Source organism: Micromonospora taraxaci (genome assembly GCF_007830095.1).
GTDB lineage: Bacteria > Actinomycetota > Actinomycetes > Mycobacteriales > Micromonosporaceae > Micromonospora > Micromonospora taraxaci.
This window is the reverse complement of the sequence record NZ_VIWZ01000001.1, coordinates 4176199-4192030: the sequence shown is the minus strand read 5'-3', so window position 1 is coordinate 4192030 and position 15832 is coordinate 4176199. Positions and strand designations below refer to the sequence as shown.

17 protein-coding genes are annotated in these 15832 nt (G+C 72.5%); 5 read left to right on the top strand and 12 right to left on the bottom strand.

The window, feature by feature from the left end; genetic code table 11:
• Nucleotides 1-34: 34 nt before the first annotated feature.
• Nucleotides 35-472, bottom strand: a complete 438-nt coding sequence (locus tag FHU34_RS19435; RefSeq protein ID WP_145782656.1) for a VOC family protein — start codon at nucleotides 470-472, stop codon at nucleotides 35-37.
• Between the two features lie 95 nt (nucleotides 473-567).
• Here FHU34_RS19435 and FHU34_RS19430 point away from each other — a divergent pair, with 95 nt between their 5' ends.
• A complete protein-coding gene (locus FHU34_RS19430; protein WP_145782654.1) occupies nucleotides 568-1542 on the top strand; it encodes a helix-turn-helix transcriptional regulator in 975 nt (324 codons plus the stop codon).
• Here FHU34_RS19430 and FHU34_RS19425 read toward each other — a convergent pair.
• From FHU34_RS19425 to FHU34_RS19410, 4 genes are all read right to left on the bottom strand, one after another.
• Complete coding sequence (locus tag FHU34_RS19425) at nucleotides 1437-2021, bottom strand: GNAT family N-acetyltransferase (RefSeq protein ID WP_145782652.1); 585 nt, start codon at nucleotides 2019-2021, stop codon at nucleotides 1437-1439. The genes FHU34_RS19430 and FHU34_RS19425 overlap by 106 nt on opposite strands.
• On the bottom strand, nucleotides 2018-2545 hold the full coding sequence (locus tag FHU34_RS19420; RefSeq protein ID WP_145782649.1) for a GNAT family N-acetyltransferase: 528 nt from the start codon (nucleotides 2543-2545) through the stop codon (nucleotides 2018-2020). Before FHU34_RS19420 ends, FHU34_RS19425 begins: the two co-directional genes overlap by 4 nt.
• 345 nt (nucleotides 2546-2890) lie before the next feature.
• Nucleotides 2891-4465, bottom strand: coding sequence for an FMN-binding glutamate synthase family protein (locus FHU34_RS19415; RefSeq protein WP_145782648.1), 1575 nt, complete (start codon nucleotides 4463-4465; stop codon nucleotides 2891-2893).
• Between the two features lie 109 nt (nucleotides 4466-4574).
• A complete protein-coding gene (locus FHU34_RS19410) occupies nucleotides 4575-5705 on the bottom strand; it encodes a peptidoglycan recognition protein family protein (RefSeq protein WP_145782647.1) in 1131 nt (376 codons plus the stop codon).
• 187 nt (nucleotides 5706-5892) lie between these two features.
• Here FHU34_RS19410 and FHU34_RS19405 point away from each other — a divergent pair, with 187 nt between their 5' ends.
• A complete protein-coding gene (locus FHU34_RS19405; protein WP_145782645.1) occupies nucleotides 5893-6933 on the top strand; it encodes a mechanosensitive ion channel family protein in 1041 nt (346 codons plus the stop codon).
• Between the two features lie 208 nt (nucleotides 6934-7141).
• Nucleotides 7142-8395: an MFS transporter gene (locus tag FHU34_RS19400; protein ID WP_145782643.1), complete on the top strand. Its 1254-nt coding sequence runs from the start codon at nucleotides 7142-7144 to the stop codon at nucleotides 8393-8395.
• A gap of 46 nt (nucleotides 8396-8441) precedes the next feature.
• Here the strand turns inward: FHU34_RS19400 and FHU34_RS19395 are convergent, their stop codons facing one another.
• The 3 genes from FHU34_RS19395 to FHU34_RS19385 all read right to left on the bottom strand — a co-directional run bounded on the left by FHU34_RS19395 (nucleotide 8442) and on the right by FHU34_RS19385 (nucleotide 10152).
• Nucleotides 8442-8828 (bottom strand): VOC family protein, encoded by a 387-nt coding sequence (locus tag FHU34_RS19395; protein WP_208745039.1) that lies wholly within the window; start codon nucleotides 8826-8828, stop codon nucleotides 8442-8444.
• On the bottom strand, nucleotides 8828-9550 hold the full coding sequence (locus FHU34_RS19390; protein WP_167524844.1) for a hypothetical protein: 723 nt from the start codon (nucleotides 9548-9550) through the stop codon (nucleotides 8828-8830). The genes FHU34_RS19395 and FHU34_RS19390 overlap by 1 nt, the downstream gene beginning before the upstream one ends.
• Before the next feature lie 188 nt (nucleotides 9551-9738).
• Nucleotides 9739-10152, bottom strand: coding sequence for a YchJ family protein (locus FHU34_RS19385; RefSeq protein ID WP_145782639.1), 414 nt, complete (start codon nucleotides 10150-10152; stop codon nucleotides 9739-9741).
• A 76-nt stretch (nucleotides 10153-10228) separates the two neighbouring features.
• Here FHU34_RS19385 and FHU34_RS19380 point away from each other — a divergent pair, with 76 nt between their 5' ends.
• Nucleotides 10229-10939 carry an MBL fold metallo-hydrolase gene (locus FHU34_RS19380; protein WP_145782638.1) on the top strand — a complete coding sequence of 237 codons (711 nt, stop codon included), beginning with the start codon at nucleotides 10229-10231 and terminating at the stop codon, nucleotides 10937-10939.
• Nucleotides 10940-10949: 10 nt separating this feature from the next.
• Here FHU34_RS19380 and FHU34_RS19375 read toward each other — a convergent pair whose 3' ends face one another.
• From FHU34_RS19375 to FHU34_RS19360, 4 genes are all read right to left on the bottom strand, one after another.
• Nucleotides 10950-12050: a magnesium and cobalt transport protein CorA gene (locus FHU34_RS19375; protein ID WP_145782636.1), complete on the bottom strand. Its 1101-nt coding sequence runs from the start codon at nucleotides 12048-12050 to the stop codon at nucleotides 10950-10952.
• Nucleotides 12051-12145: 95 nt separating this feature from the next.
• On the bottom strand, nucleotides 12146-12757 hold the full coding sequence (locus FHU34_RS19370; protein ID WP_145782634.1) for a class F sortase: 612 nt from the start codon (nucleotides 12755-12757) through the stop codon (nucleotides 12146-12148).
• Nucleotides 12758-12843: 86 nt separating this feature from the next.
• Nucleotides 12844-13329: a hypothetical protein gene (locus FHU34_RS19365; RefSeq protein WP_145782633.1), complete on the bottom strand. Its 486-nt coding sequence runs from the start codon at nucleotides 13327-13329 to the stop codon at nucleotides 12844-12846.
• 278 nt (nucleotides 13330-13607) lie between these two features.
• Nucleotides 13608-14435: an ArsR/SmtB family transcription factor gene (locus FHU34_RS19360; RefSeq protein WP_145782631.1), complete on the bottom strand. Its 828-nt coding sequence runs from the start codon at nucleotides 14433-14435 to the stop codon at nucleotides 13608-13610.
• A gap of 134 nt (nucleotides 14436-14569) precedes the next feature.
• Here FHU34_RS19360 and FHU34_RS19355 point away from each other — a divergent pair, with 134 nt between their 5' ends.
• Nucleotides 14570-15808, top strand: a complete 1239-nt coding sequence (locus FHU34_RS19355) for a lycopene cyclase family protein (RefSeq protein WP_145782628.1) — start codon at nucleotides 14570-14572, stop codon at nucleotides 15806-15808.
• Nucleotides 15809-15832 lie beyond the last annotated feature (24 nt).

The following is a 15832-nucleotide window of genomic DNA, read 5'->3' as shown; positions in this document are numbered from 1 at the left end:
GGTGATCGCGGCAGTGACCTGGGCGGACGTGGCGTCAGTCGAGGCAGAACTCGTTGCCCTCCGGGTCGACCATGACGAGGTGACCGGCACCCAGCGGGGGAGCGGGCTCGTGGCGACCGAGCCGGGTGGCGCCGTGCGCGGCGAGCCGCTCGGCCTCCTTCTCCAGGGCCGCCATCCGCTCGTCACCCTCCAGCCCGGGTGCGGCCCGCACATCGATGTGTACGCGATTCTTGACCTGCTTGGGCTCGGGAACCCGTTGGAAGAACAGCCGTGGTCGCGAGCCCTCGGGGTCGACCACCGCCGACGCGTCGTTGCGGTGCTCCGGCGGCACCCCCATCGCGTCGAGCGCCTGCTCCCAGGACTCGAAGTTCCCGGGCGGGCCCTGTACCTGGTAGCCGAGGGCCTCGGCCCAGAACGCCGCCAACGCGGCGGGGTCGGCGCAGTCGAAGGTGATCTGCATGTCGCGGGCCATGTCAGCTCCCTGTCTCGTGATCCTGGTCGGTCATGGGACCAGCCTCTCGTGGATAGCGGACAGAACCGTTCCGCATTCTGTGTAACGATCGGCGCGTGACCGTCGAGGCGACGACCGAGCGGGTGTTGCGGCTGCTGGCGCTGCTCCAGCGGCGGCCATCCTGGACGGCCGCGGACCTCGCCGCCGAGCTCGGCGTCACCGACCGTTGCGTGCGTCGTGACGTGCGGCGACTACGTGCGCTCGGCTATCCCGTGCACGCGGTGCCGGGGGTCGGTGGTGGCTACCAGCTCGGTGCGGGCACCCGCCTGCCACCGCTGCTCCTCGACGACGAGGAGGCGATCGCGACGGCGGTCTCGCTGCGCCTCGCCTCGGGCGGCACGATCGCCGGCGCGGGCGAGGCGGCCCTGCGGGCCCTCACGAAGCTCGACCAGGTCATGCCGGCACGGTTGCGCGCCGAGGTACGGGCGGTGCACGGGTCCACGGAGACGCTCATGGGTCCGGTGGCCGAGATCGACGCGGAGGTGCTGGTGACGCTGGCCCGGGCCTGCCGCGACGCGGTGCGGGTGCGATTCACCTACGAGGCACGCAACGGTGGGCAGCACGAGCGGACGGTCGAGCCGGTCCGGATGGTCACGACAGGTCGCCGCTGGTACCTGATGGCCTGGGACGTGGACCGCGACGACTGGCGGACGTTCCGCCTGGACCGGATGGCTGCCGCGTTTGCGACGACCTGGCGTTTCCGGGCGCGCGAGCACCCGGACCCGGTCGCCTTCGTGCAGCGGGCCGTGACCGAGGCGTCGTACCGGTATCTCGCCCGGGCACGTGTGCGCGCGACGGTCGACCAGGTGCGGGAGGTGGTGCCGCCCCAGGTGGGGCGGGTCGAGGACGACCGCGACGGGTGGTGCGTGCTGGTCGTCGGCGGGGAGCGCCTGGACTGGCTCGCCGCGCACCTCGCCCGTCTGAGTTACGAGGTGGAGGTGGTGGAGCCTCCGGAGTTGCGCGACGCCGCGGCCCTGCTCGCCCGCCGGCTCGCGGCGATGGCCGGCACGGCGTCACCGGACAGCGTGTAGTGACGCAGCGACACCGCGCTGCCGTCGGGTGCGGTCCACGCAGCGGTGCTGGTCCCGGTGCACCGCCATCCGGTCCGCTCGTAGAGGGCGGTGGCCGCGGCGCCGTCGGACGTCACCTCGAGCGTCAGATCGGTCCCATGTGCGCTCGCCCACTGGTGAACCCGGTCCAGCAGCGCACCGCCCAGCGCCAATCCCCGGGCGCTCGGCGTCACGAACAAACGTGCCACCTCGGCCGTTGGCCGGCCCAGCGACGCGCCCGCCGGCCCGGGCACCACCCGGTGCACCGCGACGTGCCCGACGATCGCCGCGTCGTCGGCGACAGCGACCCAGGCGTGGTCCGGGCGCGGCTCACTCAGCCAGCGGCGCGGGTCGGCGGGCCAGTTCAGGGGATACCTGTCGACCCGGTGGACCTCGGCGAGCGCCGTGACACATCCGTCGAGGTCGGCGGCACGCCGTCGGCGGATGCGCGGTGTGGTCACAGGTCGTCGAACGGGCGTGCGTAGCGGAACTCACCCCGGATCGAGTCGCGCCACGCGGCCATCGGACGGGCCATGAAGTACTGCGGCCCCCAGGGCTGTGGCGGAGTGACGCCCAGGTCGACGGCGGGCCCGAATCCGAAGCGCGGGTAGTAGTCGGGATGCCCGAGCAGCACCACGAGCGGCTCGTCCCGCGCGTCGGCCGCGCCGAGCACCGCGTGCATCAACGCGCTGCCGACGCCGCGTCGCTGCGAGTCGGGCAGCACGCCGAGCGGCCCCAGGCCCAACGCCACCGGCTCGCCGCCCACCAGGCCGCGGGTGGCCACCACGTGACCCACCACCTGGCCGTCCGAATCTACAGCCACCAGGGAGTACGCGGGCAGCCAGCCCTCGTCGGCGCGCAGCGCGTCGACCAGTGTCGCCTCCACCGGAACGCGGTCGCCGTCGCCGTCGGTCTTGGCGAAAGCTGCGGCGTGCACCGCCCGGATGGCGTCGACGTCGGCGGGTGTCTCACGTCTGATCAGCATCGCGCCACGATACGGGTATCCCCGGCGACGGCTCCATGCGTTTACCGCGTTCGACCGCCGACGACGCGGCGCTCTCGGCCTGCTGCCGCCAGCGCCGCCAACGCCGTGCGTCCGACGCCTGCGCCGACGGCGTTGGTCATCGGCGAAAGGCCGCGGTCTGGCGGGTATGTCCTCGGAACGCTTGATGCCACAGCGGCATCAAGATGCCACAGCGGCATCAAACGTTGGGAACATGGTTCTGGGGCCTCCGTTTCCCGATGAGCTGTCCGCCGTGCCCGGCCATGCCGTGCCCGGCGGACCTGTGTGACGCCGGGTCGGGCGGGCATGGCGCGGTCGGGTGGTTCGTCAGCCCACCGCGGTCGGCGAGGGTGGGGCGCTGCCGCCCTGCGGTGCCTCCGGCGTCATCAGTCGCACGATCTCCGCCTGGTCGGCTGCCGAGGGTAGACCCCAGTGCCGCTGGTAGCCGTACACCTCGTGCAGGGGGGTGGAGCCGGTGCGGCCGTCCAGGATCCCCACGGCATCCGTGTCGATCAGGCCGGGGTGTTCGACGCCGCAGGCCTCGGCGACCTTGGTCAGGTCGCGGCGCAGCGTTCGCAGGTAGTTGGCCGCCCGCACCGACTTCAGCGACGGGTCCAGGCCCCGGGCGAGCCACGCGTTCTGGGTGGCGACGCCGGTAGGGCAGGCGTCGGTGTGGCACTTCTGGGCCTGGATGCAGCCGATGGAGAGCATCGCCTCCCGGCCGACGTTGACCATGTCGCAGCCGAGCGCGAAGGCGACGATGGCGTTGTCCGGCAGGCCGAGCTTGCCGCCACCGACGAAGACCACCTGTTCGTGCAGGTCGTGCTCGGCGAAAATCTTGTACACCCGGGTGAAGCCCTGCTGGAACGGGAGTGACACCGAGTCGGTGAAGATCAGTGGCGCGGCGCCGGTGCCGCCCTCGCCGCCGTCGATCGTCACGAAATCCACACCGCGGCCGGTGTCGCGCATCAGCGTGGCCAACTCCTGCCAGAAGCCAAGGTCGCCGACCGCCGACTTGATACCGACCGGCAGGCCCGTCTCGGCTGCCAACAGTTCCACCCAGTCGAGGAGGCTGTCGCAGTCGGAGAACTCGGCGTGCCGCGACGGGCTCACGCAGTCCTGCCCGGCCGGGATGCCGCGGGTCGCGGCGATCTCGGCGGAGACCTTCGCGCCGGGCAGCAGACCGCCGAGGCTCGGCTTCGCGCCCTGGCTCAGCTTGATCTCCAAGGCCTTCACCGGTGCGCCGGCAACCAGGTCCTTGAGGCGGTCGAGACTGAACCGGCCCTGCTCGTCGCGGCAGCCGAAGTACGCCGTCCCGAGTTGGAAGACCAGGTCACCGCCGTTGCGGTGGTACGGCGACAGGCCGCCCTCGCCGGTGTTCTGAAAGCAGCCGGCGAGCGCCGCCCCCTTGTTCAGCGCGGCGATGGCGTTGCCGGAGAGCGAGCCGAAGCTCATCCCGGAGATGTTGACCACCGACTCCGGGCGGAACGCGTGGGCCCGTCCCCGGGCCGCGCCGAGCACCTTCGCGCAGGGCAGCCGTACGTCGTGCCCGGCGGTCGGTGTCGACGGCGGAACGGCCCGGCCGAACGTGCGGTGCTTGATGATCGGATAGCCGGGGGTGTACTCGATGTCGTTGTCGGTGCCGAACCCGAAGTAGTTGTTCTGCTGCTTCGCCGAGGCGTACACCCAGCGGCGCTGGTCGCGGGTGAACGGCCGCTCCTCGTTGTTGCCGGCCACGATGTACTGCCGAAGCTCCGGCCCGATCGCCTCCAACAGGTAGCGGGCGCGTCCGAGCACCGGGAAGTTGCGCAGCAACGCGTGGTCGCGCTGGATCAGATCCCGCGCGGCGAGGGCCGCGACGGCGGCGGCAGCAGCGGGTACGGCTCGACGGGCCCAAGTCATGTCCGGCACTTTCTCCGCCCGCACATCGGCTCAAACCGTCCGGCGGCGCGTTCGCGCTGGTGGCCGGGCCGGCGGCGGCGCGGGTCGGACCCGCACCGCCGCCTCGGGCTCAACGGCGCCGGTACGACTGGCGGACCGACCCGCCGACGATCGTGCACCACGTGCTCGTGCTGACCTTGCCGTTGCGGGGCAGGCCGTGCAGCGCCTGCAGGTCCTGCACGGCGGCCCGGGTGGCGTGGTCGTACGCGCCGGTGACGGTGACCGCGTACCCCTTGGTGGCGAGCATTTCCTGGACGGCCGTGACGGGCGCGCCGGTGGCGTGCTGGTCCAGCTCCGGTGCCAGCGTCTCCCAGGTCGGCGGGGTGAGGGTGGCGTCCACGTCCACCGGGATGCCGTTGCGGGCCTGCCAGTCCTGCACGGCCGCCACGGTCGCGGCGTCGAAGGTGCCGCTGACCGCCACCGCGTAGCCCCGGTGTGCGAGCAGGTGCTGCACGACCCGGACCGAGGGGGAGTTCACGAAGCGCCACAGGTCCGGCCAGCGGCGGGCCGGCACGTCGCCCAGCTTGGTGCCGAGGGCGGCGTGCACCCGGCGACGGAGCTCCGGGAACTGCCGGTAGAAGGCGGCGCCCGGGCACTCGGTGGTGCGGAAGTCCCAGTGGCCGAAGATGTCGTACGCGTGCAGCCCGTACTGTCGGCAGATCGCAACGCAGAGCTTGACCAGGGAATCGGTCAGGGCCTTCGGCGGGGTCTCGGTGACGTAGGTGCCCTCGTTCTCGATGCCGATGGCCCGCCCGTTCTCGCCCGGGCAGTGCGCAGAGATCATCTGCCGGTCGCCTGCTTCCAGACGCTCCAGGCTGCCCCGGCGCCCCTCCAGCACGTAGCCGCCCCGGCTCACCGTGAAGTGCTGGCCGGTGTCCGACCAGCCGTTGCCGTCCATGTGGAGGTCCTGGCAGTCGTGGGCCAGCTTGACCGCCTGCTCGCGGGAGTAGTCGGTGACGTTCGGGAACGCCATGTGATGCACGATGATCTTGTTGGTGGCGACGGCGCTGACCGACAACGGGTCCTTCGGCGGGCGGGCGGCCCACTCGTCGCAGCTGATGATCCAGTCCAGGTCGGTGCCGGGGGCGGCCTGTGCCGAGGCGGGGAAGGCGAGTTCGCTCCCGACGACGGCGACAGTGGCGGCGCCGAGACCGGCCCGCAGCAGCGTCCGGCGATCCAGTTCGGAATGGTCGACGTGCATGACATCTCCTCCTGCGGCCGACGGCGGGGGGATGAAAAGTAGCTCCAGTGGCCGCACGCACTCCGGAGAATATTGCCAAGACGAGTCCGCGCGCTAGACCCCGCCCAACCAGGGCGGCGTTTCCCCACGGGCGGGTGGGGGTAGGTCGGGAACGACTGTCCCGGCTGCCCCGTAGAGGAATGACCACATGAGTGACAACGTCAGCGACGCGGTGGGTGACGCCCTCCGCTCGGTGATGCTCTTCCTGCCCAAGGCCGTCGCCTTCCTGGCGATCCTGGTGGCCGGATGGCTGATCGCCAAGGCCGCGCTGAAGATCGTGGAGAAGGTCCTGGAACGGGTGGGCTTCGACCGGGCCGTCGAACGCGGCGGCGTCCGCCGCGCGTTGAGTCGCTCCCGGTACGACGCCAGCGACATCGTCGCGAAGCTCGTCTACTACGGCTTGCTGCTGTTCACCCTCCAGCTCGCCTTCGGCATCTGGGGGCCCAACCCGATCTCCGACCTGCTCGGCGCGGTGATCTCGTGGCTGCCCCGCGCCTTCGTCGCGATCGTCATCGTCGTGGTGTCCGCCGCCATCGCCAACGCGGTGAAGGACATCATCAGCGGCGCGCTCGGCGGCCTGTCGTACGGCCGGGTGCTGGCCACCACCGCCTCGGTGTTCATCCTCGGCCTGGGCGTCATCGCCGCGCTGAACCAGATCGGTGTCGCCACCGCGGTCACCACCCCCGTGCTGATCGCCGTGCTCGCCACGATCGGCGGCATCCTCGTCGTCGGGGTCGGCGGTGGCCTCATCCGTCCGATGCAGAGCCGGTGGGAGGGGTGGCTGACCCGTGCCGAGCAGGAGTCGCAGCTGATCGCCGAGCACGCCCGCGCCTACCGGGCCGGTCGCCGCGACGCCGAGGCCGAGCTGGCCCGCGCGGCGGCTGCCCCCGCCACGCCGGATGCCGAGCCGGCGCGGCCGTCCTTCGTCGGCACCGATGCGGAGGCCACGCAGGTGGTGCCCCGACCGTCCGACCCGGAGGCCACGCAGACGGTGACGCGACCGTCCGATCCGGAGGCCACCCAGGTGGTGACCCGACCGTCCGACGCGGACGCGACCCAGGTGGTGCGCGCGGGCGACGCCGACACCACCCAGGTGGTGAGTGCCGGCGGCGCGGTGCCCGGCCCGCGTACCAGCGACGACAGTGAGACGACCACCGTCCTTCCGCCGGTCGACCCGAACCGGCGCTGACACGCACGTCACCGGCGGGGTGGGATCCTTCGGGATCCCACCCCGCCGCACGTTGTCCGGCACGCCGAAAGCGCTGGCGAGCATGACGGGGCGCGGCTAGCATCCGGGCATGACCTGGCGACATTGATCCCGCCGCGTAGGCCGATCCCGTGGGCCACCGCGGGCACCGCACATCCGGTGTCCGTCTCCACTCCCACGGGAAGGCCCCATGATCCACATCGCCTCGCGCGTGCCCGAGCCGGCGGTCCGCCGGCTGACGGCCACCCTCTACGGGTACGCGTTCCTCAGCGACCTTGTCCTGCTCTACCCGCTGTACGTGGTGTTCTTCGCCGACACCGGGCTGTCCGTCGGGCAGATCTCGTCGCTCTTCGTCATCTGGTCGGCCGCCGGCATCCTGTTCGAGGTGCCGTCCGGCGCGTGGGCCGACGTGGTGTCCCGCCGACTGCTGTTGTGCCTCGCCCCGCTGGTGAGCGCCGCCGGGTTCGCGCTCTGGGTGCTGGTGCCCTCGTACCCGGCGTTCGCTCTCGGGTTCCTGCTCTGGGGAGCGGGGGGAGCGTTGGTCTCCGGAGCGCTGGAGGCGCTGGTCTGGACCGAACTGGACCGGCTCGGCGCTGTCGACAGGTACGCCCGGGTGCTCGGACGCTCCCGGACAGCCGGCGTGCTGGGTGTGGTGCTCTCCGGGGTGCTCGCCGGCCCGGTGCTCGCCGCCGGCGGCTACCCGGTGGTGGGTGCCGCCAGCGTGCTCGCCTGTCTGCTCGCCGCGGCGGTCGCCGCCCGGTTCCCGGAGCACCACCCAGCACCCGACGCGGCCGGGCCGGACGACGATGGCGACCTGGGGTGGTGGGAGACGTTGCGGGCCGGGGTGGCCCAGGTCCGCACCCGCCCGCCGGTACGGGCCGCAGTCCTGCTGGTCGCCGTGGTGGCCGCGGACTGGGGTGCCCTGGACGAGTACACCCCGCTGCTGGCCCTGGACACCGGTGTCGGCGCGCAGGCCGTGCCGTTGCTGCTCCTGCTGCTCTGGGCCGGGGTGACGGTCGGCGGACTGCTCGCCCCGGTGGGGGAGCGGTGGGGCAGCCGGGGTTACGCCGCGCTACTGGGTCTGGTCGGTGTCGCGCTGGCCGGGGGTGCTCTGCTCCGACACCCGGCGGGGTTCGCGCTGCTCGCGGTCGCGTTCGGCGCAGCGCAGCTGGCCACCGTGCTGGCCGACGCGCGGCTCCAGGGCCGGATCAGCGGCGGCAGCCGCGCCACCGTCACGTCACTGGCCGGAATGGCCACCGACATGTTGATCATCGTGACGTACGCCGGCTATGGCCTGCTTGCCACGGTGGCCGGCAACGCGGTGGCGTTCGCGCTGACCGCCGGGGCGTACCTCGTGGTGGCGCTGGTGCTGGTGACCCGCCGCCGACGACGGACTGCCGTGCCCACCGGCGTCGCCGCGGCGGTGACGCGCGGCCCGGACTGACCGGGGCCCGGCGGCGTCCTTCTGCGGCCGCCGCCGGGTTGCGCGGTCAACCGGCCATGTGGATGAACGACCACTGGTGGCCGTCGAGGTCCCGGAAACCGCGCATGTACATCGGCCCGTTGGCCATCCCCGGCCCGAGAGACTCCCCACCGGCGACCGCCGCCAGGTCGACCAGCTCGTCGACCCGCTCCCGGCTCGGCGCCGACAGCCCGACGACGACCTCCCGGCTGGTCTGCGTGTCGGTGACGGCGACCCCGGTGTACGACTCGAAGCCCGAGCGGAGGTGCAGCACCAGCCTGGTGCTCTCGGAGACGGTGAGCACCCTGGTGCCGCCGTCCGGCTCGGCCTGGTCGCTGGCGAAACCGAGCGCTCGGTAGAACTCGGCAGCGTTGGTCAGGTCGCGCACCGGCAGGTTGATGAAGGTCATGCTCATCAGTGGTCTCCGTTCGTTTCGAGCAGCACCTTCAACGCGGCGAGCCGCTCGCGCCAGTACGCCTTCAGCTCCGCGGCCTGCTCAGCTCCGGTCAGCTTCTCGTGCAGGACGTTGACCCGGGCCTTTGACTCGCCGACGGCGTCAATGCCGACGACGATCCTGGTGGGGCCACCGGCCCAGTCGGCCCGGAAACTGCGCGGCGCGGTGGCGGTACGGACACGTACCTCGACGTCGGGCAGCCAGCGGGCGCGTGCCGTCTCGTCGGCGAACGCCTCGAACAGTCGCACCGCCGGCGCGGCCACCGTCCGGCTCGCGCTGGCCTCGAAGCCACCGCCGCGTCGTTGACCCGGCGCGCGCAGGCCGCGTGCCTGCTCGTACCCGACGGTGATGGTCTGTGCCCACCAGCCCGGCACCTCGTGTTCGGTGACCAGGTGACGGGCGATCCGGGTGTGCGTCCACTCGGTGGCGGACGTGGCGTCGAGCAGGGCGAACCATCCGTCCCAGCCGCGGCCGGTCCGGGCGCGGATCAGGTCGTCGGCGATCCGCTCGGTCTGTGCAGCGGCAGCCGTGGCGTTCGGCTCGGTAGGTGCTGGAGTGGACGCGGCGGTGGACGCCGGCTCGGCGGCCCGATTGATCAGGTGCCGGCGGGCGGTGGTGTAACTCTCGCCGGTCTTCTCCATCCGGGTCCGGACCCGGGCCTTGAACGATCTCTGGTTGGTCATCACATGCTCCCGGTCAACGGCACGGTCACCGGGACTCACGCTCCCGCCGACCCCGCCGGAGTGGGGCATGTGGCACCACGTCCCGAGGGCTCCGGGCCCCCTTTGCCTCCGCGTTGCCGGCGGCGTGAGCGCCGGGAGGGAGGTGCGGCGTAGGACGACGCCGACCTCATCCTACGCCAGATCGGCGGTCAGGGCTGGTCACCGTCGAGGTAGACCCATCGGCCTTCCTCGCGGACGAATCGGCTGTGCTCGGTCAAGGTGCCGGGTTGCCCCGCGTCGCGGTAATGGGCGTGGAAGGTCACCGTGCCGGCGGTGTCGAGCAGACCGCCCCGCTCGGTGTCGACGATCTCCAGTCGGATCCACCGCTGCCCCGGGTCAAGCTCCAGCGACGCGGGCCGGGTCGACGAGTGCCAGCTGCGCAACAGGTAGCCGGTGTCGCCGAGGGCGAAGGCGCTGAACCGGGAGCGCATCAACGCCTCGGCCGTGGGCGCTGGCTTGTCGCCGCCGTGCGCCGGAGCGCAGCAGTCCGCGTACGCCTGCCCGGAGCCGCACGGGCAGGCCCGTCCCGTCGTCGTGTTCGCCCGTCGGCGTGCCTTACCCACCTCGCCATCCTGCCGTACCGGCCGTACCGCCCGAAGGTGACCCGGGCCGGTTGACGACCGTTCCTAGACTCGCGGCATGACGCGATCGCCCGCTGTGCCGCTCGCCCCGAACGTCTGGCGCATCCCGACTGTGGGCCGTTCGGCAGTCAACTCGTACGCGTTCGTCGACGACGACGGCAGCGTCACGCTCGTCGACTGCGGGCTGGCCAAGGCACCGGCCCGGATCGTGCGCGGGCTGGCGGCGATCGGCAAGGTGCCCGCCGACGTCACCCGGATCGTGTTGACCCACGCACACCCCGACCACGCGGGTGGCGCGGCGGAGATGTCGCGGCGTACGGGTGCCCCGGTGGCGGCGCACGTCGGCGACGTTCCGTACGCCGAGGAGGGCCGCGCGCCGGTCAGCGACCCGACGGTGACCGGCGGGCGGCTCTTCGCCCGGCTCAACAGCGGCCGGTTTCCGGCGGTGCGGGTGGCGCAGCCGCTGGCCGACGGTGACGTGCTCGACGTCGGTGGTGGCCTGCGGGTGGTGCACACCCCCGGGCACTCGCCGGGTCACGTGTCGCTGCTGCACGAACCGACCCGACTGTTGATCACCGGGGACGCGCTGTTCAACATTCTCGGGGTCCGCTATTCGCCGAAGGTGCTGTGCAGCAACTTCCAGATGACCCAGCAGACCGCCCACGTGTTCGGCGAGTTGGAGTACGACCTCGCCGCCTTCACCCACGGCCCGGAGTTGACCGACAAGCCCCGTGACCGCATTCGCGCGTTCCTCTCCGCGCACCGCTGAACAAGCGGCCTCACAGCCAGCCGGAGCGGCGGAACAGGCGGTACAGGGCCAGGGCGGCGGCCGCCATCAGGGCGAGAGCGCCGGCGTACCCGTAGCGCCAGGCCAGCTCGGGCATGTGGTCGAAGTTCATGCCGTAGATGCCGGCGATGCCGGTCTGGGTGGCCGCGATGGCCGCCCACGCCGCGATCTTGCGCATGTCGTTGTTCTGCTCCACGGCGAGCTGCGCCAGCCGTGACTGGACGATCGAGGTGAGCAGGTCGTCGTACGCGGCCACCCGATCCACCGCCCGGCTCAACCGACCGTCCACGTCGACGAACCAGCGGTGCAGGGCACGGGGCGCGCCGTCGGGGTCGAGCAGCGTGCGCAGGGGCGCCTGCAACGGCAGGACCGCCCTCTTGAACTCGACCACCTCCCGTTTGAGCTGGTAGATGTGCTGGATGTCGGCCGTACGGTCGCGGGCGAACACCGCCTCCTCGACCCGTTCCAGGTCCCGCTCGACGTGCCCGGCCACCTCCAGGTAGGAGTCGACCATCCGGGCGCAGACCGCGTACGCCACCGCCCACGGACCGGCGGCCAGCAGGGCGGGGCGGCCCTCGATGCCGGCGCGGACGCTGCGGAGCGCCCCGGCGGCGCCGTGCCGCACGGTGATGGCGAACCGGTCCCCGAGCAGCACCATCACGTCCCCGGTGTCGATCACCTCGGAGGTGTCGGTCAGCTCGTCGTGTTCCACGTACCCGGCGGTGCGCAGCACCAGCAGCGTGACCGGCCCGTGGCGCTGCACAGTGGGTCGATGCCCGTCGGCGAGGGCCTGTTCGACGGTCAGCTCGTCCAGGCCGAAGGTGCGGCCGACCGCGGCGAGGACTGCCGGACCCGGGTCGTGCAACCCCAACCAGACGAAGGAGTCACGGCCGTGCTGGACGCGGGCGTACGCGTCGGCGTAGTGCGGTCGGCCGGGCTGGCGTCGACCGTTGACGTAGACGGCGCAGTCGACCACCGCGTCCGGGTTGGACCGGCGAGGGGTAGGGACGTCGCTCTCGACCCGGCCGAGCAGTCGACGGGCCAGGGCGCGTACGCCTCGACCGGCCCGGTCCCGTGTCGCTCGCTGATCCACCGTGTGCCCCCCCGTCGCCGACGCACCGTCTCGATCAGGGATGGTGCCACCGCATTGTGCCGAGCACGGTCCGGCGTACGACAGCGGGGCGTGGCTCAGGAGGTGCGGGTGGCGAAGACGACGACGTTGTCGACGTAGTTGCCGGTCGCGGCGTCGAACCGGCCGCCGCAGGTGATCAGGCGCAGCGCGGCGGTGTCCGCCGGGCCGTAGACGAGCGTGGTCGGAAAGTGCTCCTTGGGGTACGCCCGCACGTCGTCCACTGTGAACGTGGCGACCTGCGTGTCGGCCCGGGTGACCTGGATCTGCTCGCCGGCGCGCAGCCGCCCGAGGTCGAAGAAGACCGCCGGGCCGGCCGGTGAGTCGACGTGTCCGACCAGGACGGCGTTGCCCATCTCACCAGGGCTCACCCCGTGCCGGTACCAGCCGGCGAGGGTGGGCCGGTCCAGTGGTGGCACCTCCAGTACCCCGGCCGCGTCGGCCCCGACGGGGACGACCTCTGCGCGTACGCCGATGGCGGTGATCTGCACCAGGACCGGCGCGGCGCGCGGGAGCGGCACCAGGTCCGGTGCCGGCTCGGTGCGTCGTGGCGCGTCGGCGGGCGGTCGTGGCGGCGTCGCCGGGTCGGCGGTGAGGCCGACCGTGATCAGCCCCAGCCCGCTCACGGCGAGCAGGGCGACCGCCGCCGGTAGGGTCCGCCGCCACCACACGTGGGCACCTCCGTTGGGATCGTCGGGATGCCCGCGCCGGTGTCGCCGGCGCGGGCACCCGTCCTCAGGGATGGAACAGCCGCCGGTCAGGCGACAGTGGACACCGGGCGGCGCCGGCGGACCAGGATCACCGCGCCGGCCAGGGCGGTGCCGAGCAGCGTGCCTCCGGCGGCCAGAGCGCCGTTGTCGCGGCTGTCGCCGCCGGAGCCGGCGGGCGCGCCGCCGATCGGGGTGACGGTGAACGTCGCGCTGCCTGCCGAACTGCCGTCGCCGCAGGTCGCGGCCACCGTGTACGTGCCCAGGGTGAAGCCGGCGGTGAAGAGTTCGGCGCTCAGCCCACCGCCGGCGGCGGCCGTCGTGGACCTGACGTTCTGGTCGCGGTTGGGGCCGGTGACCCGGAACAGGGCGTCACCCGACTTCGGGTTGCAGGTCGTCGCGGTGAGCACGACGGTCCCTCCGACCGGGGTGGTGGCCGGTGACACCGTGGTGTCGGCCAGTGCGGCGCCTGGCAGCAGGAGTGTGCCGAGGCCCACGCCGAGCGCCGCCGAGCAGAGTGCTGTTGAGACCTTCATACGCGTCTTCCCTCACTTTTCGTCCGCTGACTGCGTGGGACGTCGTTCGGGTGGCCAACTCCGTGACTAGCACCGGTGTGCCCAACACTAGGTGGGTTGGGCCCACGATCAGGTGAAAATGAGAATTCCTCGTTGCCGTCACGTGTCCACCCGAAGGCGGGGAGAGCTGCGCAAAGGCCCGGACGGCCCGAGCAGCGCCGGTCCTCCGGTCGATGTCGGGCTGTCGCGGCTGGGTCGATGGCGAGGTATCTACAGAAATACGCCGGCTGGGCGTCCGGTCAGCCGGCCGGGGTCGGCTCGGGCATCGGCTCGCCGGTTTCGAGGAGCGTCTTGAGGCTGGCCAGCAGCTCCGGCCAGCCTCCACTGCCGTCGAGTTGGCCGCTGATCGCCCGGTGCATCTCGCTGTCGGGGGAAAAGTCTGCGTGGATCACGGTCAGCCGGACAGCCGCCGGGCCGTGCGGCTCGATCTCGAACGTCACTGTCGACCGACGCTCGCCGAGTCGGGCGGCCAACTCCTCGGCGGACCAGCCGAAGTGCTCGGCGTGCTCCGGTTGGAAGCCGTGCCAGCTGTAGGAGAGGCGACGGTACGGCTCCGCGGCCAGCACCCGCTGGCCGAGATCGCGGGGCTCGTCGCCGGGCGCGTCCTGCCACAACACTGGTGACCCGACCTGCCAGTCCGACACGAGCGCGATCCCACCCCAGTAGCGACGGGTGAACGCCGGTTCGATGAGTGCGGCCCACAGTCGCTGCGGAGTCGTCGTGACGTACGTCGTGTAGGCGAAGGTCGGGCTCTCCATGGGTTGTCGCTCCAATGCGGTGGTCAGGTCGGCGAGGGTGGCGGCGCGCTCGCGGTCGTAGCGGCTGAGCCACCGGTCGGCGATGGCGTTGATCGGGGCAGCGTTGAGGTAGTGCACCTTTTCCCGGCCTCGCCGCACGCTCGTGACGAGGTTGGCCGCCTCCAGGACCGAGAGGTGCTTGCTGACCGCCTGCCGGGTCGTCGCCAGCCCGTCGCAGAGCTCCCGCAGGGTCTGGCCGTTGCGCACGTTGAGCCGGTCGAGCAGCTGACGTCGGCTGGGGTCGGCCAGCGCCCGGAACGCCTCGTCCACCGACCCTCCCCCAACAGGCAACCGTCTGGTTGCCAATGACGATATGCAACCGAATGGTTGCCCGTCAAGCGTCGCACCGCGCGCCGGCCGGAGCGGCGTGACCGTCCGCTCAGCGATGTGGCAGCGTGGGGCGGGTGACCGAATCCGCGCCGCTGGACGTCGACCTCGCGCTACTCGGCGGCGGGGGCGCGGCGTCCTTGCTGCTCGCCGCGCTGGACCGGCACGGCGTCCACGACCTGCGCATCGCCGTCGTCGACCCCGTCCGCCGGCGCGGTCAGGACCGCACCTGGGCGTTCTGGGGCCACCCGGGCACCGACCTGGACCCGCTGCTCAGCGCGAGCTGGCAACAGGTTGAGGTGGCGACCGCGGCGCGACGCCGCGTCCTGGACCTGACCCCGCTGCGGTACGCCATGCTCCGCTCCGGCCCGGTCTACGACCGGGCTGCCGCGGCCGAGCGCCGGCTCGACGCCACCCGGATCGTCGCGCCCGCCGACACGGTGACCGACGACGGCACGCGGGTGCGGGTACGCACCGGCGACGGGCAGACCGTCCGGGCCGGATGGGTGCTCGACTCGCGCCCCCGCCCACCGGCGCGCGCCGGACGGACCACCTGGCTGCAGCACTTCCGCGGCTGGTGGCTGGAGGCCGACCGTCCCGTCTTCGACCCGGCGCGCGCGGTGCTGATGGACTTCCGTACCCCGCAGCCGCCCCGGGGCGTCTCCTTCGGGTACGTGTTGCCGGTGAGCGACCGCTACGCCCTGGTCGAGTACACCGAGTTCTCGCCCGACCTGCTCACCGACGCCGGGTACGACGCGGCGCTGGCCGCCTACCGGGACCTGCTCGGGCTGGACCCGGCCGGACTGCGGGTACGCGAGGTGGAGAACGGCGTGATCCCGATGACCGACGCGCCGTTTCCCGCCCGGCCCTCGCCCCGGGTGATCCGACTCGGTACCGCCGGCGGCGCGACCCGCCCCTCCACCGGCTTCACCTTCTCCGCCATGTACCGCCAGGCCGACCAGGTGGCCCGCGCCCTCGCGGCGGGGCGACCGCCGGTGCCCCAGGCGGCGTACCCCCGCCGACACCGCTGGATGGACGCGGTGGCGTTGCGGGCGTTGGACCGGGGCGGGGTCGGTGGCCCGGACTTCTTCGACCGGCTCTTCGACCGCAACCCCGCCGAGCGGGTGCTGCGCTTCCTCGACGGTGTGACCACCCCGGCCGAGGAGGTCGCCATCATGAACTCCACCCGGCTGCTCCCGATGATCGCCGCCACCGCCGGCGACGCGGCGCACCGCGTCCGCGATCGGCTGCGGCCCACCCGACCCGCGCCGGCCGTCCCGCCCGCCGTGGTCGGCGCGGAGCCCAGCGGCGGATAGGGCTCCGCCGGGCCCACCGGCGTC